Consider the following 23559-nt stretch of genomic DNA (forward strand, 5'->3'; position numbering starts at 1 on the left):
AAAATATTTCATTTCTTCATCATTTCAAGAACATCACAGACTTTGTTGATGGTGTCAACTGCTGTTTTCATGCCTTCTTCATCTTCTGCAGCAGGTTTCTGGAGAATTCCACCGAAGTGTCCACCATCACCTACAACTATCATTCCATGGATGTGCATCCACTCATGAATAGTCTGGATTGTTTTTTCCTGGCCGCCGTTTCTTGAACCACCGATTGCCATTGCAGCACCGAGTTTATTGCTGAGCTTGAATCCCTGTCTTCTGTGGACAACGCTTCTGTCACAGAGTGCTTTAAGCTGTGCTGTCATTGTTCCGAAGTAGACAGGAGATGAAACCACAATTGCGTCTGCTTCTACAAGCTTGTCATAGACTGGCTGCATGTCATCGTCTATTACGCATCTTTCTCCCTTTGCGCAAACTCCGCATGCAGTACATGGAGCAACTTTTGATTCAGAAAGGAAAACTGCATCAGTTTCAAAACCTCTTTCCGATGCGATTTTCAACATATCTTTGATTAATGTATCATTATTCTGGCCAACTTTAGGGCTTCCTGATATTCCGAGTATCTTCATATGATCACCACTTTGCAATAGAAGGCAATCAATATTAGTTTTTGGCTGCCTTTCTTTTTTCCTTAATGGAAAAGATATAATAAGATTAGTTCATTATGACAAAAAATTAGACAATATATGTCATTTATATACTTACGTGAACTTATTTACTCTATATATATTGATCATTGGTCATTCAGGTTATAAGAAGCGGTGATGGAATTTTGACTAGCAGGGACTATCTTACTATTGATGATTTTGATGTGGACGGCAAGACCATACTTGTGAGAGTGGATCTGAATACTCCTATGGATACGGAAGGTAACATTCTCGATGATATGAGAATCAGAAGCCATATTCCTACTATAAAGGATCTTGCAGATGCAAAGGTCGTACTCATGGCTCACCAGAGCCGCGCAGGTAAAAAAGATTTTACTACCATGAAACCACACGCCCAGCGCATGTCACATTTCCTCAGAAAAGAGGTAAAATATGTGGATGATATCTTCGGGACACATGCACGTTCTTCTATCTCATCCATGGAAAATGGTGATGTGATGTTACTTGAGAATGTCAGGTTCTACTCAGAAGAAAGTATAAGCAGACCTGCAGGTGAACACTCAGATACGCATATGGTAAGAAAACTCTCTCCTTTGATTGATATATTCCTCAACGATGCATTTGCTGTATCTCACAGAAGCCATCTTTCCATTATGGGCTTTACTGAAGTACTTCCAACAGGTGCAGGTCGCGTTATGGAGAAAGAGATAACATCACTTGACAGGGGCGTAAAAAGTGGTGAAAGTCCATGTATCTTTGTACTTGGCGGTGCAAAGGTTGACGATTCCCTGACAGTTGCTGAGAATGTCCTGAGTAATGGCGGTGCTGACAGAGTGCTTGTCACCGGTGTTGTTGCAAATGTTATGCTTGCGGCATCAGGTGTGGACATTGGTTCTACCAATCTTGATTTTATAAAATCGCAGGGTTACACCGACCAGATAACAAGAGGAAAAGAGGTTCTTGCGAAATTTGAAGGTAAGATAGGAATTCCTGTTGATGTTGCATTTAATGATGGTGGAAAAAGGGTTGAAGCTCACGTGAGTGAATTGCCTGACGGAAACCTTCCGATAAACGATATTGGTCTTGAGACCATTGTTTCTTTTGCTGATGAAATTAAAGCTGCAAAGACTGTAGTGCTTAATGGTCCTGCCGGTCTTTCAGAAGTTGAGCCATTTGCACTTGGCACCCATGAGATTATCAAGGCTGCTGTGCAGTCTGAATATTCTATCGCAGGAGGCGGTCATATTTCCGCAGAAGTGAGAAACCTCGGCTATGATGAGAAATTCTCTCACCTCAGTACAGGTGGCGGTGCATGTATTGATTACCTTGCAGGAGCAAAGCTTCCTGGAATTGAAGCTCTTAAGACTGCAGCCACTCGATACAGACTTAATAGATAAGAACTAAATTTATTTGCTGATGATTAATAGTCAGCAAAAAAAGGAGTGTTACTTATGAGTGAAGGGGTAAAATTACTTTCAGGTACCGAAGGTCAGGCTGCTGTGCAACTTGCCAGGGATGCCATTGAATTGTATTTGAGAACAGGTGAGATGATGGATGGTTCTGAGATCCAGCTCCCTGATATATTTAACGAAATACGGGGAGTTTTTGTAACTCTTACCAAAGGTCACGACCTGCGTGGTTGTATTGGTCACCCTTATGCCGATTCCTCATTAAGGCATGCAATTACAGATTCCGCTCTTTCAGCGGCACTTCGTGATCCAAGGTTTCCTCCGGTGAAAAAAGAAGAATTAGATGACATCACAGTGGAAGTGACAATACTCACAAAACCAGAACTTGTTGATGTTCCAGCAAAAGACCTGCCATCATCTATTAAGATTGGAAGGCATGGACTTATTGTAAAAAGTGGTTACAGGCAGGGTTTGTTATTACCTCAGGTTGCTCCTGATAATGATTTTGATGAGATTGAGTTTTTGAACCACACATGCATAAAAGCTGGTTTGCCTCATGATGCATGGGTTACAGGTGCTGAAGTTTATGCCTTTGAAGGCCAGATATTTACAGAATCCGAACCACGTGGCGAAGTCATAGAAAAAGATTTTAAAGAAGGGTCATGCTCAGGTAAATAATCAAGTACCTGGCATGATTATTAAATTTTTTTGTAATTTAGTTTTTTAAAATCTTATTTTTGTTTTTTTGCTTTAAAGATAGCTTTCAAGCACTTTGAGAATGGAATCGACATCCCTTTCAAGTGCTTCCACTGCCATTTCCATCATGAGGTTTACGATACCTTCATCTCCAAATGTCCTGAAGTCTGTTTTAAGTCCAAGCACCGGAATTCCTTTTGCATAGGCATAACCCATTTCCCATGCTGTTCCGGAATCCACATCACTGCCACCGTCAAGCACTGCCAGGACAATGTCTGAGTTATCAATTCCACTCACATCGTTGTCAAAGATATTTTTCTGCCTGTCCTCCATACGGCTTGACTCAGTATCGTTGCCATCCTCCTGTGGCAGGAAAACAGAGAATCCCATCTCAACCAGCCTGTCCCTGAGCAGTACGTTAAAATCCCTCTCTGCCTGTGAAAAAAGTGGCCCTGCTAAGTATATCTGTTTTTTTCCATCCATTAATTATTCCGTCCATTTAATTTAGAGAAATGTATAATTGACCAACTGCTTAATAATAGTGTTGTAAGCAGGGTGAAAATAATAATCCGGTAATTTACTCTTCTTCGATATTGATGTTTTCCATTTCATCAAGGAAGTTTCTGACAATTGATTCCAGTTTCAGTATCTGCCTGTAATAACGAGTAATTATTTCCAGTTCACTTGCATTTTTATCTGAACCAACATGTTCGTATTTTTCGATAATACCCGGTAGCATCTTTTTTGACGGGAGAATCACGTTATCGTATTTTATTCTCAGTGCCTGTGCACCGATAGCTGCAAGATTTTTGTTAATGAAAAAGAAAGCTTTTTTTGAACCTGGTTTTTTGAATCTTTTTACAATATGAAACTGTGATAGGTTCTTCATAGCGGTGCTGACGGCAGACAAACTATATCCAGTTTCAATGGAAATCTCTTCGAGTGACATTTCTTCAGGCTCTATGAAAAGCACTCCGATAATCCTGGAGGATATTTCATCAAAACCTTCGGACTTTAAGTTCTGTGTTATGAGTTCTGTAAATTCCTGCTTAGGGCTTTCCTGATCTGAAGGTATCCAGGATATATCTCTGGTTTCTCTTTTCGTATTAGGATAAAGCAAAGAACATCTTTCTCTCGTATTGCTCCCTCTTTCATCACCAGGTCGAAGAGGTGTTATCTTTGCTGTTTTTTTTTCATTGTCATCCATGGAACTGCCTCAATATCAAAATCGCCGGATTATTAAAAATTGAAAAATATGATATTTTAGTCATGGATTCCATGCCTATAATGTTTTCTATGAAAAACTACAGGGAATTGTCTAACCAGTTCTCCTGCAAATATCAGTATTGGAATAATTAAAACTATATTGAGCTATAGGATTTATTTCTTGTTTCCTTTCTACTAGCCCCTAAAAGTTAAGCTACTTTTCATTCATCAATCGTTTTCCAGGCATAGTTAAGCCCTGAGCTCATTCTTATCAGTGAAGCTACCATAATTGCTTCATTTATTTCATCGTCAGAAATTCCGGCATCTTTTGCCCGTTTTGAATTAGCTGAAAAGCATACATCGCAACCAACAGCAACAGCGCTTGCAATTAAAATGAGCTTCTTTGTTCTGCTATCTATTGCTCCATCTTCCATAATAGCTTTTTTCATGGCAGAAAAGCCTATTTTCCTATCTATTTCATCAATTTTTTCCTGATTATTCATTATTTCGTCTCCTCTACATTATCAAGAAAAGCTTCTCCTCTGGGAGATATCTGATACATGAGTGGCTCACTGTTCTCAACCCTGTCTACGTAAAGTGCATTTTCCAGCATTTCAACATGAAACTTCGCCATAGAGCTATTGAGGTTCAGACTATCACCAATATCCCCGATGCTGAGTGAACTATTATTCAGCATTTTGAGGATCTTACGGCGCATCGGGTTTTGCATTGTCTGAAGTCCTATCTTATGATCTTCAGTAGGATTTGCTTTCAGTCTTCCTTCCTTTTCCAGTTTGTTGAGCCATTCCTGTTTTTTTGTTGAGCTGTCCTTTCCACTCATTTGACCACCAATTGATATTCTAATTACTAATATACTGAACTTTCAGTAATTACAGAAAGTAATAAAACTTTAATTTATTTAATATTATGGGTTTGATCGTGTCCTTCGATATGAGTACAAAAAGGTTTAATTCCCGGGTTCAAATTGATAACAGACTTAAATCATTAATAATAGCTATACAGAGTATCAGTTCAGTCACTAATTTTGCATATATTTTGTAGGTTTAAGCGTCTAAATACGGGTCTACTGGAATTTCAAAAGTAAAATTGCTGCCATTTCCAGGTTCACTTGCCACCCACATGTTTCCATCGTGGAGCTCTACTAACTTTTTGCAAAGTGCAAGCCCAATTCCAGTTCCATTATATTTACGGGCAATGGAACCATCTAACTGGAGGAACGGTTTGAAAATCTCGTTCATATCATCTTTATCTATCCCAATTCCCGTGTCAATTACCGATATTCTCAACATACCTCCGTATGCTGAAGTTTCTACAGTAATAGATCCACCCGGATTTGTGAATTTTACAGCATTTTCAAGGAGGTTATGTATTATCTGGGTAAGTTTATGTTCATCTGCGTAGAATGTACCAACAGATTCCTTTCTTTTGAATGAAAGACCAATACTCTTGTCTGCTGCTTTTTTTGAGATCAGCATCATTATTTCACTAATAAATGAGTCCAGTGTTATTTTTTTAATATTCAGATTTTCCGGATCATTTATTTCATATCTGGAAAAATCAATTATTTTATTGATTATGTCAAGTAGATTTTTTCCACTGCTGTTGATGTATTCAACATACTTTTTTTGCTCTTTGCTAAGTCCTTCATAATCCTCTTGCAAAAGTACATCTGAAAAACCGATGACCGATGTCAGTGGTGTTCTTAGCTCATGTGACACATTATTCATGAACTCGCTTTTTATACGGTTAGTATCCTCAGATATTATCCTGGAATAGATCAAAGCCTCTTCTACAATTTTTCTGTCAGTAATGTCCCAGTTAGCCCCAATTAATTTTAATGGTGTTCCGTGCAGATCACGCTCAACCATCCCATGTGCTTCAATGAACCGGGTTTCATTGTTGGGAGTGATAATACGGAATTCGGTTTTGAATTCCTTTATCCCGGAAACCGCATCATCAATTTCTTTCAGTGCATTTTCAATGTCATCCGGGTGAACTTTTTCCTTCCAGAATTCAAACTCTCCTGTAAATTCTATAGGTTCGGTTCCATATATTTCATGCATTTTTTTATCCCATATAAGGATATTAGTTTTGAAATCCCATTCCCATATTCCCATATTGGCACTTTTGGTTGCCAGGAACAATCTGTGGGTTGCAGAAACAAGCATTTCCTCTGCTTTTCTTCTTTCCATTTCGGCAGCAGCACGAGAAGCAAAACTACTCAGTATGGAGTATAAGTGTTCAGAGCGTTCCATTGGCTTGTCATCAATTATTGCAAGTATTCCAATAGTTTCTCCAGAATCATTTTTAAGGGAAATTCCCCAATAACTCTCGGCTTTCAAATCTCTAAGTACCTTACTATCTGGATAAAGTTGCTGTACTTTAGAAGGCCAGAGCCATTCCCCGTTCAATATTACATTTTCGCATAATGTTCCTTCTATTTTAAAATCAAACTCTTCTTTATATTTTCCATGACTCCAGACTGCCACTGTACATCCTTTTTCACTGTCTCCTTCTTCTGTACAGTATTCTGCCAGAAAAGCGGTGCTTATGTCCTGAGAAATAGCAAGCTGACGTACAAGAACGCGGAGTATGTCATCCCCATACTCAAATCCTGTTTCAGCAATGGTTGTTAAAGTATCCCTGAAATTCTTGCTTTCAGTAATATCACGGATTATTGCAAGCACCTGGTTATTGTAAATCGGACTAAGCCTTGCTTCAAAATATGATTTTTTCCCGTCAATTTTTAGATAATACTCAACAGTATGCAGTTTTCCGGAATCTATACATTTGTTGCATATCTCTATGTATCTTCTTGCTTCTTCGGCAGGGAACACTTCTTTTATGTTAGAGCCAATCAGATTTTCAATGGGAATTGAGGTTTTTGCGTTCTCTCCTAAATGGGCTTCCGTGCAATATCCTTCTCTATCGACAACAAATAGCATATCCGGCAGCGTAGCAATTATCGCTTTATCCCTTTCACCCTGCAGTTTATGTATTTCCTCTGCTTTTTTTCTATCAGTCACATCTGTTATTATTGTTGCAAACTGATTATGGCGGGGTCTGTACGCTACCACTTCGTAGTATCTGCCAAGTTCCCGGGAATAATTTTCATAGAATAGTGGTTCACCTGTAAGTGCCACCTGTCCGTATTGCTCTATCCAGTAATGTTCAGTTTCAGGAAGCACTTCAAGCACTGTTCTGCCGATTATCTCTTCCTTTTTAAGGCCGGTAATTCTTTCAAAACTGTCATTTGCGTCAAGAAAACGATAGTCTGTAACTTTTCCATCATCGTTGGTAATAATTTCATGAACTGCAAGTCCCTGTTGCATCCCGGAGACAAGTGTCCTGAATTTTTCCTCACTCTCCTTTAACGTTGTTTCAGTCTTTTTTCGTTCAGAGATATCAAGAGCTGTGAATGTAACTCCAAGTTTCAGATCGTTAATATCAATTGGAGTAGAGGACAGTAATACATCAATAATGGTTCCATCTTTTTTCAGCCATTTTGTTTCAACCGTTCCCGTGCCATTTTCAGATATCTGGCGATACTTCTCAGTACCAACGTATTCATAATCAGCATCAGTTGGATATAGTATTCTGGCACTGGAACCTATAAGTTCTTCATTAGTATAACCGGTCATTTCACATATTCGTGAATTTACTTCGGTAAGAATCCTATCTGATACAACTCCGATTCCAATAGGGGCAGCTTTGAATATGCTTTTAAGCCTTTTTTCACTTTCAGATAGACTGCAGTTTTCATCTTTTATATTCTCCTGAAACCCAGCAGTTTCATTCGTTTTATCCGTTTCATCCATATTTACCACTCTATGAAATTAACGTGATTCCAAACCTAATTTTACTATTAATTCACAGTTTTTTGATTTAATTATTGAAAGAAGAACGATCTCATAAAGCAATTATATGTGTGTTCCATATGAACAGTTCTTGTGGGCAATATATTCTTTACTGTGTATAATGAAAATTATGTACCAATACCTCTTGATTTAATATTTGAAATTAATACGTATATAACTCTGTTGGCATATTTAGTTAGTATATATTGCACATATATGGTTCAATTTGTATTGGATTAATTTGTATTATAATATCAGAACCCATGTGACTGGATAAACCTTTTATTTCCTGCATTCCAAATTTAAACAGGGGTTTACCAGTGGAAATCAAGTCTGAGAAGAAAATATGGTGGATATCTTTTGTATTTCTGGCAATTATCATTATACTTGTATTATCTGCCAATTATATGGGCGTTCGTCCGACAGTTACAGGTTCCGGAGTGGCAGGAATCACTTTACCTGAAGGGTTTGTTATCGATGTCTATGCGGATGATCTGGGCAGCACTCTGCTTTCTTTCGGTGGTCCATCGCCCGGCCCCCGTATGATGATGATAAAAGATGGTCTGCTTTTTGTATCAATTCCAAACAAGGGCATAATAGCTATTCTGCCGGACAGGAATGACGATAATGTTGCTGATGAACTCCGGATTTTCATTCAGGATCTTGATTATCCTCATGGCATTGATTACTACGATGGATGGTATTACATAGCAGAGGAAAGCAGGGTCATTCGCGTAAGGGATGATGATGGTGACCTTGTAGCTGATGCTGGCACCATTGAAGTATTGATTAATAATCTTCCGACAGGTGGTCATTATACCAGAACCGTGAAGGTCCATGAAGGTGAACTTTACCTGAGCATGGGCTCTTCATGTAATGTCTGTGATGAATCCAATGAAATGAGAGCAGCTATCTCTAAGAGTAATCTTGACGGAAGCAACCTTACTGTATATGCAAGCGGACTTCGCAATTCTGTAGGTCTGGCATTCCACCCGCTTACGGGAGAGTTGTATGCAACCGAGAACGGAAGAGACTGGCTAGGAGATAACACTCCTCCTGATGAGATCAACATGATAGTTGAAGGCGGAAATTATGGCTGGCCGGACTGTTATGGTAAGAATATATTTGACACTGATTTTAACAATAGTGAATACACCGGAAATCCCTGCAATGACAGTGGCAGGATTCCCAGTTTAGTTGACCTTCAGGCTCATTCAGCGCCGCTTGGCCTTACATTCTACGATGGTGACATGTTCCCTGAAAAGTATCAGGGTGACCTTTTCGTATGTTATCACGGTTCATGGAACCGTCAGGAACCTACCGGATATAAAATAGTCAATATTGATATGGATACTCTGGAGGTCAATGATTTTGCAAGCGGCTGGCTTAAAGCTGCAACAATAAGCGGCAGACCAGTTGATGTGATTGTTGCAGATGACGGTTCGCTTTTTGTCAGCGATGATAATGCGGGGAAGATATACAGGATATCTTTTATTCAAAAGTAATTTATACCTATCTGTTAGTATTAATATTGAATTCTAGTATTATTCTGTAAAAAGTGGTCAGATGGAAAAAACATTTTTAGAAAAACTGGAAAATCCAATTTTAGAACTCACAACTAAAATTCCTAAAGAAAAAATATTGTATGCTATATGTGAATTTTACAGGAAAATGGGTCACAGGGAAATACTACTTATTAAGGAATCAGACGATGATATCAATTATGAAGATTATAATCCATTGAATTTGATTGGAAACACGATTGAAATTACACGTATTTCGGTTATAGTCTCTAAACTCTGTAAAAAAGAAAATGAGTTAAAGTTTGATTCTATCCAAATTAAAATTGAAGATGATGTGTTAAATAATAAAATACAATGGAATGTTGATTCCAGAATTAAAGCTATACATGTAATAACTGTTATATTTTTGGCAATTGGTCTTGTTGCTACTGTAATTTATGGTTATCATAACATATATCCTGAGAATCGTTTTTTGAGCCGTTATGCAACTGGTTTGCTTGCTGGGGTTACTTTAGGGCCGGTAATATATTTTCTGTTCTATTTATTATATCTTAAAGTTGAAAAAATTAAATCCCACTCAGGCACAATCAAATACGCAAAGGATTTTGAAGAATTTATCCGATATAAGGAAGAGGAATGGTCTAAACTCTAAAAGGTGAAATTTTTTTCTTTCTTCTTCGAAAAGTAACTTTGTTTTGGATACACTATGCAGGCTAAAAAAAGCAACTACTTTAATATAAGAGTTTGATACAGTAATAGTGAGTAAATGGCTTTTCCATAACGAAATTTCATTTTACATTCATATTATTCATATCAGTGGGGCTATATTATTACCATACAGAGTATCCAGTCAGACATTAATTTTGCAGAGGATTTGACACAGGGTAATTCATACTCCCTGCTCTATGATACAACAGATCAACTTGTGGATGTCGTTGCTTCCTTTTTTGATGCGGGACTAAAGAATAATGAGTGCTGCCTCTGGGGAGTAGCAGGACAGCTTGACGTTGATTATGTGAAAGACCTGTTAAGGGATGCAGGACTTGATGTTGACAAGTATGTTGAGAACGGGCAGTTGATATTTTCGGAATGTAATGAATGCTATATTGCCGGAAAAGGCTCTGTTTCTGATATGGATCTTCTGAAATGGCAGGAGATGTACAACATTGCAATGGCTGAAGGCTACAACGGCCTGCGTATTGTTGATAAATTTACGATTGTAGATGGTGAATCCTGGAACAGCTTTGTGGAATATGAAAAACAGGCCATGGAACTTATCAGGACAAAGAAGATAACAGGTCTTTTTGCATTTCTCCTTGAAGCACGTTCAAGAATGGAAATGATAGAGCTTATCAGCATGCATGACGGAACAATCATTGAGAAAAATGGCAGGTGGACACTGCTTCAAAGTTCCTCATCATGTAAGACGGTTAGCAGAAGTCAGTATTTCAGGGATGAGATTCTTGAAAATGTCTGGACCGGTTTCTGGGCAGTTGATGAAAATGACAAAATAGTCTTTTTCAATAAGGGCATGGAATCCATATCCGGCCTTTCAAAAAGTGACGTATGCGGAAAAAAACTGACAAGTTTTGTTCCACAAAGTATTGAGGGTGAAGACCCTGGATTTGCAGATGTTTTTCAGGCAGTGAAAGAAGACCTGCAATCAAGAAGTTATAACGTTTTTCCATTTGTAAAACCGGACGGTCAGTTCATTTATCATAGTGGTTTCCTGCTTCCCCTTACGGATGACGAGGGAAATTACAGCGGTATGATAGGTACTATCGGCAAACTTGTAGAGCAGACCATCGACCATGAAACACTACGTGATAAGTTCAAATCCATAGAAAAACTGGAAGACATCTACAGAAAAAGTCCTGTTGTAGCATTCCTCTGGAGTGCAGAGGACGACTGGCCAATTGCTTTTGTTTCAGAGAACATTTCGCAGTTCGGTTATACTCCTTTTGATCTGACTTCCGGTAAAATGAATTACGGTGATATAATCCATCCCGATGATCTGGATTATGTACGCAGCGATGTGTCAGAGCTTGAAATCCAGGGTAAGATGTTTTTCTCAAAAGAATATCGCCTCATGACAAAATCCGGCAAGATACGCTGGGTCACTGAAAGGTCTCACCTTATCAGGGATAAAAAAGGGAATCCTGCCTACTATCAGGGTATTATCATTGATATCACGGAAAGGAAAAAGGCAGAAGAAACTGCTCTGGATGCTGAGAAAAAATATCGTCTTATTTTTGAGAACTCTCCTCTTGGAATTTTCCACTTCGATGAAAAAGGGATTATCACTCACTGTAATGAAAAATTCCTGGACATAATGGAACTGGAAAGTAAAGAGGATATTATTGGTTTTGATCTTGGTGCATCAATTGTAGATAAAAACATGAAGCAGGCAGTGGATGATGCTCTTTCCCGAAAACAGGGTTTTTTTGAAGGAGAATATCACACAGTTTCCACAGATATTACAATCTATATCAAAGCATATTACAGTCCAAACGTTGCAGAAGATGGCAGTTTCCTTGGTGGCATTGGAGTATTTGAAGACATCTCCGAGAAAAAGAGAGCGGAAGATGCTGTACTGGAAGCTGAAAAGAAATACCGGCTTATCTTTGAGAACTCTCCGGTAGGAATTTTCCATTTCAATGCAGAAGGTATAGTAACTCACTGTAACGAAAAGTTCCTCCAGATAATAGGAGTTGAAAACAAGGACAAAGTGATTGGTTTTAACATGGTCACCCAGACACGGGATGAGGACATGATAAAAGCAGTTTCAGATGTCCTTTCAAGAAATACCGGTCATTTTGAAGGTAAATATCATACTGTTATTAGCGGCAAAGATCTTTATCTCAAAGCTGACTTTAGCCCAAATCTTGCAGACGATGGAACTCTGCTTGGTGGCATTGGAATCTATGGTGATGTTTCGATTCGTAAAAAAGCAGAAGAGGCTTTGCGCCTGGATGAATCACGTCTGGAAGCATTACTCAAGATAAGTCACGTTACAGATCTCTCTCTAAGTGGCGTTTCAGACTTTGTACAGGAAGAAGCCGTAAGGCTGACCCAGAGTAAGATTGGTTATCTTGCTTTCTTAAATGATGCCGGTACAAGGCTTACCATCTATTCATGGTCACAGAGCATTATGGAAAGATGCAAGGTTAAGGGAAAGAAGCTTGAGTACGCAATTGAGGAAACAGGTCTCTGGGGAGAACCTATCAGGCAGAAGAAAGCTGTAATTGTTAATGATTTCGATGCTCCGAATCCGTTGAAACATGGTTATCCTGAAGGTCACATCAGACTCAGACGCTACATGAGTATTCCAATCTTTGACGGGAAGAAAATTGTTGGTGTTGCAGGTGTTGGCAACAAGGATGAGGATTACGATAAAACCGATGTAAGGCAACTTACATTGTTCATGGAAGGCATGTGGAAACTTATCCAGCGCCAGAAATCCGAAGATACTTTGCGTGAGTATGCTGATGAACTTTCTAAGGTCAATGAGGAGCTATCAAAGACCAACGAAGAACTTTCACAGGCTAACGAGGAATTGAAATCACTTGACAGGATGAAGGATGATTTCCTCTCAAATGTCAGCCACGAGTTTAAGACTCCTCTTACTTCAATTCAGGGATATAGCCAGCTCATTTCAGACGGAACACTGGGTGAAGTGAATGAGCAGCAGCAAAAGGCTGTTGAAACAGTTCTCAGAAACTCTGAAAGGCTTCGCAGACTTGTAGACTCTCTGTTGTATCTCAGTCGTGCACAATCCGGTAAGCTTAATTATTCATTTGAAAAGCTTGATATAAAGGATATACTTGAACATGCGGTTCAGGATCTTGCACTTCAGGCTGCAAGCAAGAACATAGAATTAATAACTGATATTCCATCTGATATTCCGCAGCTTGATCTTGATCGTGACAAGATGATGGATGTTTTTGTCAATCTTATAGACAATGCTGTTAAGTTTACTCCTGATGGTGGAAAGGTTACAGTTTCGGCACATGTTTCCGAAGGCTCGATGTATCTTGATGTAGAGGACACGGGTATCGGAATTCCTGAAGACAAGATTCCAATGCTTTTCCAGCGTTTCTATCAGGTCGATTCTTCTGTGAAAAGAAGGTACGGTGGAACAGGTCTTGGTCTGTATATCTGTAAAAAGATAGTTGAGGATCATAAAGGCGATATTTACGTTAACAGTGAAGAGGGTAAAGGGACAACTGTTCATGTCCGTCTTCCTATGGACCAATAAAATATCTCAACTCCTGAATCATAAGTGATTTTTCAAAAAGCTTTTAGTTTAGTAGCCTGATTAATGGATATATTTGCTTTTGGACCCACACTAGTTGCAGACAAGAATAATGGATATAAGGTATTTAATCCACGGTGAAATAATGAAAGTCATAATTATAGGCGGTTTTCTGGGAAGCGGTAAAACAACTACTTTAAGGAATCTTGGTAAACATCTCATTGACAAAGGTCACAAGATAGCTATAATTGTCAATGAGGTCGGTGAAGTTGGAGTGGACGGAGAAACTATTTCAAGCAGTGGTCTTGTGACAAAGGAACTTACAAGTGGTTGCATATGCTGTTCACTCAAGGTCAGTATGGAGTTTACTCTGGATTCCCTTATAGAGGATTATAATCCTGATGTTGTTATCATTGAACCTACCGGAATTGCATTCCCTCTCCAGATAAAAGAACATATTGAGCTTATGGATCTTGGTGAAATTTCTTTTGCTCCTGTTGTAACTATTATTGATGCCAGCAGATTTGGGGCGGAGTGGAATCAGATTCCAAAGTTTATTGAGAATCAGATAAAGGAATCAGAAATTGTCTGTATCAATAAGATAGATCTTGTTGACAGGGAAACAATTGCATCCTCAACACAGGCGGCACTGGAGATAAATCCTGATGCAATTGTTGTGGAATTCTCTGCAAAGAATGCCGATGAGAAGTTTGAGAGATTCATGGACCTTTTGACCGGTGAAAGCGAGTTACACCAGGAACGTGAGGATATGAATTCCATGGAAGTCTCAGGTGTTGGATCCTATGCAGGTGAGTATTCCATTACTTCCAATGGCAAAGATGTGGATCAAATAACAAACATGCTGGTCCATACGCTTGTGAATATCAAGGACAAAGTTAAGGAGATTAATCCTGATTTTGTGGGTCACATTAAGATTAGTTTCAAAGCATCTTCAGGTCTTGTCAAGGGCAGCCTCACATCATCAGATGGTGAACCCGTGGTTGAGATTCTCGATGAGAAAGGCGATGGAGAAGAACATCTCAAGTTCCTAAGTGCTGTTACTAAAGTAGAGAAAGAGGATCTTGTTGAGATTGTAGACAAATGCATCCAGATGAATCTGGAAATGGAAAATGTGGAGTTTGAAAAGACCCATTCCCATGTCCATAATGAACCTAATTTCGTAAGTCTTGATCTATAATTTTTTAATTTTGAATTTTTGTTTTTGTATTTTTGGACGGGAATCGTTCCTGTCCTTTTCTGTTTTATGTGAATCTCTAAATACTATTGAAGCATTTTTTCTTTTATGAAGCAGAATCCCGAACTCGAAGTACTTGAAACGCTTGCAAATACTATCCTTGTGGCTGCAAGAACAGCACCAAAAGGTAAGGGTATCGATGATATTGTAACTTATTTGTTCAATGATGATGACAGAATGGAACTTGCTGACAAGATGGACGAGCTCAGTGAGACCAAAGGTCTGAAATTCCTTATTCGTGATGCTCAGAATGTAAGGGATGCTGATTGTCTGTTGATAATAGGTCTGAAGTCTTCAGGTGTAAGTTCACTTAACTGTGGTGCATGTGGATATGAGACCTGTGCTGACATGGTTATGCACAAGAAGGTGAAGGTGGAATTTACCGGTCCGCATTGTATGATTAAATATATGGATCTGGGAATTGCAGTGGGTTCTGCTGCTTCCAAGGCAAAAGACCTGTGCATTGACAACAGGATTCTCTACTCTGCCGGAGCAACTGCATGTTATTCAGGCATGGTGGACGCAGATGTTGCAATGGGAATTCCATTAAGTGTTAAAGGCAAGAACATATTTTTTGACAGAAAAACATCAAGATAGTCGGAAGATAGGCAATCTAAAAAGTAGTTGTATATAATTTGTTATTTTTGTTATTTTCCTTTCTTTTCTTTCATTTTTTTTGTTTTGTTTTTGACTATATATTTCAGCTCAATATAATTATATATTAATGGAGTCTATATTGAAATGGACAACGATATGAGGCTTAATTATGGATAATTTAGAATTGATACTTGCTGCTGCATTTGTTCTGGATTTGTTTATTGGATATCGGATTTATGTGTTTTTAAAAAAATATTTCTTAAAAATCATCCGATGGACCGGTAATAGACTTCAGGCTGCAAAAAATCAGTTACTTTGAATTTTAATCTCTTTGCAATACGCTTTTTCTTCTTTAATGCCTATGTATTATGGAATGTATGTGCCTTTTAAATATTATTCTCTATAATCTATATAGATTAACTTTATATTACTGATTGCTGACAAATCTATCATATGGTGTCAGATGATAACAAAATTAAAGTTCTTTTTATATGCATCCGCAACAGTGGCAGAAGTCAAATCGCTGAAGCTTATCTGAAAAAGATAGGTGGTGAAAGGTTTGAAGTTGAAAGTGCAGGCTATAAACCAGAACCAGTAAATCCTCTGGTTCTGGAAGTAATGAAAGAGGAAGGTTTAGACCTGAGTACAAAAACACCTCAATCTGCATGGGACTGCTTCAAGGAAGGAAGACTGTATCAGTATGTTATAACCGTTTGTGACAGGGCACATGAGGAAGAATGTCCGCTTTTCCCAAAGCCATTTACCCAGCTTCATTGGCCTTACCCTGATCCTGAAACCTTCACCGGAACAGAAGAAGAGAAACTGGAGCAGACACGCAAACTCAGGGATGCTATTAAGGGAAGGATCGGGAAATTTGTCGAAGATATTGACAAATTATAGTTCCTCATCTATTTTTATTTTTATATTGGTGAGTTTTCAATGAGTGTCTGAGGGTAGCTGGGGTTTATTATGGAAAATCAGGAAAACCAGGATAAAAGCAAGATTCTTTTTGTGTGCTATCACAATTCTGCAAGATCACAGATGGCTGAAGGGTTAATGAGGTCTCTTTATGGTGATAGTTATGAAGTTTACAGTGCAGGTGTGGAGGCTACCGTGGTGGATTCTCGTGCAATTAAGGTGATGCGGGAAATTGATATTGATATTTCAGGTCAGCGCTCAAAGAAAATGAGTGAGTATCACGATATTGTGTTTGATGTCCTTGTAACGGTCTGTGATAAAGCCAAACAGGCGTGTCCTGTTTGCAACACACCGGAGCTTGCAGCTGTAAATGTCAGAAGTGATGAACCTCGTGCTAAGAAGTTGATGCATAGAAGTTTTAAGGATCCTTCTGGAGCATCAGGTTCAGATGCCGAACAACTTGAGTTTTTCAGGCAGCTTAGGGATGAAATTAGAGAATGGATAATTCAGGCATTTGAGCCATGAATGTTTGTTGCTGTTATTTTCCTTTCCTTTTGTATTGTTTTTTATCTATTGTGAGTGTGCAAGCTAACACATTTTCATAATATTTTTTGCATATAGAAAAAACTATAACTAGAATTGTTACATATGTGTATAATAGTAATATCTAAATGCACATTATCTTGTTTGATTTAATCCTGATAATGGGCTAAACTTACAAAAGAGGAATGAAGTGAGAGGATGAAAAAAAGACTAGTAATTTTAGTTCTGCTGATGGCAATGCTGATGCCGATTGCCAGTGCGGATATTGTTAATGATCTTGAAAATGATGTTGATGAATACAATGCGAACGTAGCTGCTGTCCCATCTTATCTAGTAACTCTCCTTGGTGATGAAACTATAAAGCTTGTAATAGTCGATGATGATGGGGATGAGGTCTACATAAAAGCCGTTACAGAAGATGCAGTCATCACATCATTTGAAGAAGTGGATGATGACGAGGATTTTGGTGCAACCATGGTTGTCGGTGCAAATGAGTTCACCGTGAGGTCAGTTCTCAGATCATCAGACCCATTGTCTGAGTTCACCGCAGCAAAGGACAACGGCGAGATAGTTGTAGAACCTGTGGGTGTTACAAGTACCGTAAAATATACCGTTGCCAGTGTGGTAATGGACGTAACATCACTGTTTGGATTTTGATTGAATAAATACTGGTATTCTCCATGAGATTATCAATATTGTTCTCTATATTTTTTTTATTGGTTATTTCAATAATTGCAGTTGGCTGTATAGATCAAACAAGTGATGTCAGGCCAGCTACAAATATGCAGGCTGAAACACAGAATGAAAGTAGATATTATGTGTCAATGGAATATGTAGATAATGAAGCAGAAAACGTGAGTGTTTCAAATAACATACAGAATTATCATTGTGCTATATTCTCTGTAAAGCCTGATGTGTTTAATTATGAAGTTAATGAACGTAAAACGATAATGTTGAATCTAATGGGTGAAGAAGTGGGATTGATTTTAAATGAAACACATGTTTCTAACAACCATAACATTAGAACATATCGCGGAAAAGTAGTTGGGGATGAAAACAGCAAGGTTGCAATAACGGTTAGTAATAACCTTTTGTTAGGAACAATTGATGTGGACAGTAATCCATATTACATTGAAAGTACAAAATATGAGTTAGATGGGAAAACTATCCATATAATGTACAGAGCTGAAGATCTTCATATTGAAAATGAATATAGAATAGATTAACTCAGGACAATCATTATATTTTCATCTTATACTTATAAAAGCATGGACTATGTGGAACTCTGCACTCATTTGAGGTGCAAGTCCTAAAATATCAGGTCCGTTCTCAGATCATCTGATCCACTGTCTGAGTTCATCGCAGTAAAGGATAACGGCGAGATAGTTGTGGGGCCGGTGGGTGTTACAAACACCGTGGAATACACCCCGTGTAAGTGTGATAATGGCTGTAATATCGCTGTTTGATTTTGATTTTTAGTATTTATCTTTTAGAGCAAATCCAATTAATGGATTTCTCTGATCTTAATTTCCCTCTTCTTAGATCATACTTTTCTAAAAGGTATTGCCAATTTAGATGCATGGTTTCAGGAGAAATGTTATGACTGGAAAAGGAAAACTTTGTTTTCTAATTTGTATGATATTTATTGTGACAGTTGTTTCCGGATGTGCTGAACATAGAGGTGGAATGACTGAATCTGATTCCGGAGGAACATCTCAGACAATTGATGATAGTTCAGAAATTACAGATGAGGAAAATGATGATGTTTCAGTAACTAAAGTTACAGAACCCGGACAGTATGTTGTGACAGATACGATGCAGTATCTATATTATGACAATGAGAAGGTTATTCACCCACTTTCCGAGGGCGATTCGTTCTATGGTCAGGATGCACGGTATGATGGAACAGAGCCTGGTTTTGTAGATAATGGTGATGGAACTATAACTGATGAGAGCACCGGTCTGATGTGGCAGAAGGAAATGACCAGATCGGATTTCGATGATGCCGAAGATAAAGCCGATGCATCAATGACAGGTGGATATGACGACTGGAGGATTCCTACGATAAAGGAAATGTATTCTCTTATGGATTTCAGGGGAACCGATCCGAATGTTGAATCAACTTCAACTTCAGGACTTACTCCTTTCATTGATACTGACTACTTTGATTTTGAATATCCAACTGAAGGAAGGATAATCGATGCCCAGTATATTTCCAGCACAGAATACGTATACAAGGTTATGAATGGCCAGTCAGCTTTCTTCGGACTCAACCTTGCAGACGGAAGAATAAAAGGCTACCCTCAGTCAGGCGGAAATCTGCAAGTGGAGGAAGGAAGGTACTATCTGAGACTTGTGAGAGGAAATAGTGCATACGGAACCAATCTTTTTGTTGATAACGGCGATGGAACCATCACAGATGAAGCTACAGGACTTATGTGGACACAGTCCGACAGTGGCAGTGATGAGTTTGCTGATATGCTTTCGGATTATACCAATGACGATGGTTCATTAAACTGGGAAGAAGCCCTGGACTTTGCAGAGAACCTTGAATATGCAGGTTATGATGACTGGCGTCTTCCAAACGCAAAGGAGTTGCAGAGTATTGTAGATTACACCCGTTCCCCGGACACTACAGATTCACCAGCAATTGATTCTATATTTGAATGCACTCAAATTGTAAATGAAATAGGTGACGAGGATTACGGTTTCTACTGGACCGGAACAACACATGCAAGTACTAACATGGCAGGCTCCAATGCTGTGTATATTTCGTTCGGACGTGCATTGGGTTACATGAACGGAGTATGGATGGATGTCCATGGCGCCGGTGCACAGAGAAGTGACCCAAAATCAGGTGACCCGGATGATTATGGAAATGATGCTCCACAGGGCGATGCTATCAGGGTGTACAATTATGTTCGTCCTGTGAGAGGTTGATTGGAGAATGGTTTGGTTACCATTCTTTATTTTCTATTTATGGAGTATTTTCTAGAATCAGAACTTCCGATTAGTCAGTACAATAGAAAATCAATCTTCACGCCGTCAAATGATTCAACAAAATCTGAGATTGCATATAAATAAAAAAGGTATTTTTGAAATGCTGTTGGAAGTCTTTCCTTTATTAGGGTATTACGGAATGAATCTCATATTGCTCTATAAAGATAGTTCACGATTTTAAAAGGAATATGAAAAAAGCAGCACATACTATCCAAACAACAATCATATATGCAAGTTTTAGATATTGCTTTTGTGAGTGGTTTGATTCCATTTTTGAATCAATATGCCCATAATTCGTACCATTTGATAGTACTCTAGCTAACTCATCAGGACGTTGTGTACCAATCTTAATCTTTTTGCCATTATTAAATTCAACTTCAACTATATCGTTACCTTTAGCAATGAATTCATTTGAAGGAATATTTCCAGGCACATGCCCCGGGACTTTCCCACCCCCTCCTACATAAGTTCCCCCTATCCTGTTATCGCGTAATAGACTAAGTTTACGTACTTCATAGTGCTTAATTTCCTTTAATGGAAATGTTTGTAAACCATACTTGAAAGGTTCAGTGTAAATATATAATTGATTTTTGCGAACTTCTGTAACCTGCTTTACTGACAGCATATAATATGGAAAAATAACTCCAGCCAGAATAAGGAGAATCAGTAGTTTAATGTATGCAAACATTCCGGAATATAGTCCTTGTGCTATTCCTTGTATAGCACGTGACCATACAAATATTGCAATAAGTAAAGCAATAACCTGACCCCACCACTGACCTGATTTTTGTTCTTCCCTAAAGATTACGAAATGCCCATCATTCATAGTATATACCTCAATAGAAGTTGCAGATACTAATATTATCAGTTCTATACGCTTAACTTCCTTTTTTTTCGAGGTATAGAAAAATTTTAATAATATATATATAATTTGTTTATTTTAATTGTCTGCAATTATGGGTGCTATTATGATCGCTGCTATTTGTTTATGAGGATGGCTTGTTTAACCACTTTGTTTTATGTTTTTTTAGCTTTGAATATGCTTTCGAGTGTTTTTGTAAAACTCGGTGACTTGTGTTTTTGATATTCAAAATAAAAGTAGATTATGAATGAAGCTCCTCCAAGGAGTGCATATATCATTCCATTAACCATCCATATATTTACGGCGTACTCTATATCATGAGCAAGCATTAATCTCATTATTGATAGCACTGTATAAATTCCATATAGTATGAAAAACATGCTGAGGATTCGGAATAACTGATGTAAATTCTTGTTGTACATTCTTCCAAATTCCTCCTGTTAATATTTATATATCAATTTTTTGATAATCGAAAACATTCCACTCACTCATAGTATTTTTAAGAAAAACAAATCTTCACTATATATCTTTATATTCAATCTTATGTTATTTTATTTGCTCACGTGAGGAAATTATTTATCTGTATGGAACTCGATGGTATAATCTTCAAAATACCACATATAGGGGCAATGTATGAGTTTTGATATTGACACATGGATGAAAGAATACTTAGAAAAGGTGAAATCCCGGTTTGGTTCCCGACTGGTGTTTGTCGGGCTTCAGGGAAGCCGTGGGCGCGGTGAAGCAAGTGAAAGCAGTGATATTGATGCGGTTATCATACTTGACCGTGTGGATGTTCAGGATTTGAAGGCATACAGTGCTGTTCTTGATACACTCCCTAACAGGGAATTGGCATGCGGTTTTATCTCTGGTAGGCAGGAACTGGTAAATTGGGAGAAATCCGATCTGTTCCAGTTATATCATGATACTATACCTATTTACGGAAACATTGACTTTCTGTTGAAGACGATTAAAAAAGAAGATATTCATCGTGCTGTCCGAATTGGAGCCTGTAACATATATCATATGTGTGGTCACAATATGGTGCATGCAAAAAATAAAGAGATGTTGAAATTTCTGTATAAAGTAGCCGCTTTCATCATACAGGCGATTCATTATGACCAAACAGGAACTTATGTAAAACTTAAAAAAGAGCTTATTCCTGTTCTGGGATCACAGGAACGAGAAATATTGCAAACCGGTATTATGGTCAAAACTCAACCCTCTGTGGTTCAGACCGAGTTTGAGTCCCTCTCTGAGTTGCTCTTCAATTGGGCAGCAGAAGTGATTATTGAATACCAGGTTGATTTAATTGAGTAGATTGTATCAACATTTAATGTGAAACGATACATAAGAAAAATATTAAAATATCATCCGTGGATTCTTTATATTGATGAATTTGAAGCCTTCTACAAGCAAAAAAACAAAATATATTCTCTGGCTTAAGAAGGCCATTAAAAACCCATCTAATTACATATACTTTATATTAGGCATCCCCTTTCTGTATGCATTATTCTGGGTTTTGCAACCAGGTGGGGATTTATCACCACCTTTTATTTTAGTCCCTACTTTAACAGTAATTATTTATGCCTACTTCACCCGGAATAAATTAGCATCTGCAATATTAGGATTGGCACTGTTTTCGTTGACAATGTTTTATTTGGATTTCCTATACGCTGTCCTAAATTATTCAAACAATATTTTCATGTTTTTAACATGGAATCGAATTATATCCTCGATTCTGGACATGTTACCATTTTCAATTATTCATTTGATAATAGGGGCTTCAGTTGCATCCCGAAAAAAGGAATATTTGCTAATTGCAGCAATTATGGTTTTATTGCTTGTGTTTATTGTCCGTGGAATCGATTAAATAAGTACGAATTTTTTTCTGCCATAAATTATGGACTATTTCCTTTATTTGGCATAATCTGAAAACGCATATTTTTCCTTAATGACCACCAAAACACAATCATTATGCCCAACAACTACTTTTCACCATATATTCAAAAAATCAGGCAGAATTATAAATTAACAGTTGTTTGTGTAAATTTGTTAGCATAAAAATAGGATGAGATGCAGCATATTGTTATTTCGCTGCTACTCTATAAATTGGGTTCTGACTACCAGAAGTGTCTCCAATCATCCTGCCAGAGGTCATTCCATTCATCCCACCAGGACTTGTCCTGTTTATCAGATGGTACTTTGATTGTCAGAGTCGTATCTTTGATTAATACCTCAACTTGATGGCCTGATGAATCACTTATTATCACATTTTTCAGACTAATAGTTGATGTACTGGTAGCCTGCTCTTTTGCAGTCATTGTGATTCTTGCAAAAGACCCGGATTCTAAGATGCTCACAGGGCCCAATACCACACCATAAATATCAGAAAGTATTCCTGCGGTGTTGTCTATGTTTCCATAATTGCTAAATGTTGGATCTCCATTTGAATCTAAGAAGTCGCCCTTAGATACTTTATTCACCTGTATCTTTGAGCTGTCAAACTCAATATCGAACTGTAATCCGGCAATTCCTGTATCCGGCACTATGAGCACATCTACTGTGAAATTCTCACCTGGTGTAACAATCTGAGTTGACGGTTCAAGTGTTACGTATGTTGCACTCGAATTGAAACAACCAAAAACGAGAATTGATAAAAATATTCCAATTATTGTAATGTATTTGATGTTGAATACCCCACGTTTCAGTACATCAATATCTAAACCATATATAATTATGTGTGCAATTGAATAATAATATATTTATTGTGATTAACATCCTTCTTTTGGTATTTTGACGCATC

24 protein-coding genes are annotated in these 23559 nt (G+C 38.0%); 15 read left to right on the plus strand and 9 right to left on the minus strand.

Features of this window, described 5'->3' with window-relative positions:
• Positions 1–8: 8 nt before the first annotated feature.
• The gene (locus tag METTI_RS10240) at positions 9–572 is read right to left on the minus strand and encodes a flavodoxin family protein (protein ID WP_023845749.1); all 564 of its coding nucleotides are present in this window, start codon (positions 570–572) and stop codon (positions 9–11) included.
• 200 nt (positions 573–772) lie between these two features.
• On the opposite strand from METTI_RS10240, the gene METTI_RS10245 reads away from it, so the two are divergent.
• Both METTI_RS10245 and METTI_RS10250 read left to right on the plus strand, forming a co-directional pair.
• Complete coding sequence (locus tag METTI_RS10245) at positions 773–2008, plus strand: phosphoglycerate kinase (RefSeq protein ID WP_245596177.1); 1236 nt, start codon at positions 773–775, stop codon at positions 2006–2008.
• A 54-nt stretch (positions 2009–2062) separates the two neighbouring features.
• A complete protein-coding gene (locus tag METTI_RS10250) occupies positions 2063–2698 on the plus strand; it encodes a TIGR00296 family protein (protein ID WP_023845751.1) in 636 nt (211 codons plus the stop codon).
• Between the two features lie 72 nt (positions 2699–2770).
• On the opposite strand, the gene METTI_RS10255 is transcribed toward METTI_RS10250, so the two are convergent.
• From METTI_RS10255 to METTI_RS15210, 5 genes are all read right to left on the minus strand, one after another.
• On the minus strand, positions 2771–3199 hold the full coding sequence (locus METTI_RS10255) for a nucleoside 2-deoxyribosyltransferase (RefSeq protein WP_023845752.1): 429 nt from the start codon (positions 3197–3199) through the stop codon (positions 2771–2773).
• Between the two features lie 94 nt (positions 3200–3293).
• Positions 3294–3923: a GbsR/MarR family transcriptional regulator gene (locus tag METTI_RS15205; RefSeq protein ID WP_023845753.1), complete on the minus strand. Its 630-nt coding sequence runs from the start codon at positions 3921–3923 to the stop codon at positions 3294–3296.
• Positions 3924–4143: 220 nt separating this feature from the next.
• The gene (locus tag METTI_RS10265) at positions 4144–4425 is read right to left on the minus strand and encodes a carboxymuconolactone decarboxylase family protein (RefSeq protein WP_023845754.1); all 282 of its coding nucleotides are present in this window, start codon (positions 4423–4425) and stop codon (positions 4144–4146) included.
• Positions 4425–4763 carry a winged helix-turn-helix domain-containing protein gene (locus METTI_RS10270; protein ID WP_023845755.1) on the minus strand — a complete coding sequence of 113 codons (339 nt, stop codon included), beginning with the start codon at positions 4761–4763 and terminating at the stop codon, positions 4425–4427. Before METTI_RS10270 ends, METTI_RS10265 begins: the two co-directional genes overlap by 1 nt.
• A 223-nt stretch (positions 4764–4986) precedes the next feature.
• On the minus strand, positions 4987–7761 hold the full coding sequence (locus METTI_RS15210) for a PAS domain S-box protein (protein WP_023845756.1): 2775 nt from the start codon (positions 7759–7761) through the stop codon (positions 4987–4989).
• Between the two features lie 359 nt (positions 7762–8120).
• Between METTI_RS15210 and METTI_RS10280 the strand changes: the two genes are divergently transcribed.
• The 11 genes from METTI_RS10280 to METTI_RS10325 all read left to right on the plus strand — a co-directional run bounded on the left by METTI_RS10280 (position 8121) and on the right by METTI_RS10325 (position 19831).
• The gene (locus METTI_RS10280) at positions 8121–9305 is read left to right on the plus strand and encodes a PQQ-dependent sugar dehydrogenase (RefSeq protein WP_023845757.1); all 1185 of its coding nucleotides are present in this window, start codon (positions 8121–8123) and stop codon (positions 9303–9305) included.
• 61 nt (positions 9306–9366) lie between these two features.
• Entirely contained in the window at positions 9367–9975 is a 609-nt protein-coding gene (locus tag METTI_RS10285; RefSeq protein WP_023845758.1) for a hypothetical protein, read from the plus strand.
• 222 nt (positions 9976–10197) lie between these two features.
• The gene (locus tag METTI_RS15575) at positions 10198–13581 is read left to right on the plus strand and encodes a PAS domain S-box protein (RefSeq protein WP_023845759.1); all 3384 of its coding nucleotides are present in this window, start codon (positions 10198–10200) and stop codon (positions 13579–13581) included.
• Between the two features lie 142 nt (positions 13582–13723).
• On the plus strand, positions 13724–14776 hold the full coding sequence (locus METTI_RS10295; RefSeq protein WP_048136096.1) for a GTP-binding protein: 1053 nt from the start codon (positions 13724–13726) through the stop codon (positions 14774–14776).
• A 105-nt stretch (positions 14777–14881) separates the two neighbouring features.
• Positions 14882–15430, plus strand: coding sequence for a ferredoxin domain-containing protein (locus tag METTI_RS10300; protein ID WP_023845761.1), 549 nt, complete (start codon positions 14882–14884; stop codon positions 15428–15430).
• A 169-nt stretch (positions 15431–15599) separates the two neighbouring features.
• Positions 15600–15749 (plus strand): hypothetical protein, encoded by a 150-nt coding sequence (locus METTI_RS15825; protein ID WP_023845762.1) that lies wholly within the window; start codon positions 15600–15602, stop codon positions 15747–15749.
• A 134-nt stretch (positions 15750–15883) separates the two neighbouring features.
• Complete coding sequence (locus METTI_RS10305) at positions 15884–16330, plus strand: arsenate reductase ArsC (protein ID WP_023845763.1); 447 nt, start codon at positions 15884–15886, stop codon at positions 16328–16330.
• Positions 16331–16399: 69 nt separating this feature from the next.
• Positions 16400–16873, plus strand: coding sequence for an arsenate reductase ArsC (locus METTI_RS10310; RefSeq protein WP_023845764.1), 474 nt, complete (start codon positions 16400–16402; stop codon positions 16871–16873).
• 216 nt (positions 16874–17089) lie between these two features.
• Entirely contained in the window at positions 17090–17548 is a 459-nt protein-coding gene (locus METTI_RS10315; protein ID WP_023845765.1) for a hypothetical protein, read from the plus strand.
• A gap of 23 nt (positions 17549–17571) precedes the next feature.
• On the plus strand, positions 17572–18117 hold the full coding sequence (locus METTI_RS10320) for a reprolysin family propeptide-containing metallopeptidase (RefSeq protein ID WP_023845766.1): 546 nt from the start codon (positions 17572–17574) through the stop codon (positions 18115–18117).
• Positions 18118–18490: 373 nt separating this feature from the next.
• Positions 18491–19831 carry an Lcl C-terminal domain-containing protein gene (locus METTI_RS10325; protein WP_023845767.1) on the plus strand — a complete coding sequence of 447 codons (1341 nt, stop codon included), beginning with the start codon at positions 18491–18493 and terminating at the stop codon, positions 19829–19831.
• Positions 19832–20060: 229 nt separating this feature from the next.
• On the opposite strand, the gene METTI_RS10330 is transcribed toward METTI_RS10325, so the two are convergent.
• Complete coding sequence (locus METTI_RS10330; protein WP_023845768.1) at positions 20061–20717, minus strand: hypothetical protein; 657 nt, start codon at positions 20715–20717, stop codon at positions 20061–20063.
• Positions 20718–20908: 191 nt separating this feature from the next.
• Positions 20909–21175 carry a hypothetical protein gene (locus METTI_RS10335; protein ID WP_023845769.1) on the minus strand — a complete coding sequence of 89 codons (267 nt, stop codon included), beginning with the start codon at positions 21173–21175 and terminating at the stop codon, positions 20909–20911.
• A gap of 211 nt (positions 21176–21386) precedes the next feature.
• Between METTI_RS10335 and METTI_RS10340 the strand changes: the two genes are divergently transcribed.
• Positions 21387–22073 (plus strand): nucleotidyltransferase domain-containing protein, encoded by a 687-nt coding sequence (locus METTI_RS10340; RefSeq protein ID WP_023845770.1) that lies wholly within the window; start codon positions 21387–21389, stop codon positions 22071–22073.
• A gap of 73 nt (positions 22074–22146) precedes the next feature.
• Positions 22147–22626 (plus strand): hypothetical protein, encoded by a 480-nt coding sequence (locus METTI_RS10345; protein WP_023845771.1) that lies wholly within the window; start codon positions 22147–22149, stop codon positions 22624–22626.
• A 250-nt stretch (positions 22627–22876) separates the two neighbouring features.
• Here the strand turns inward: METTI_RS10345 and METTI_RS10350 are convergent, their stop codons facing one another.
• Entirely contained in the window at positions 22877–23518 is a 642-nt protein-coding gene (locus METTI_RS10350; protein WP_084324002.1) for a cohesin domain-containing protein, read from the minus strand.
• Between the last annotated feature and the right edge of the window lie 41 nt (positions 23519–23559).

Source organism: Methanolobus tindarius DSM 2278 (assembly GCF_000504205.1).
Lineage (GTDB): Archaea > Halobacteriota > Methanosarcinia > Methanosarcinales > Methanosarcinaceae > Methanolobus > Methanolobus tindarius.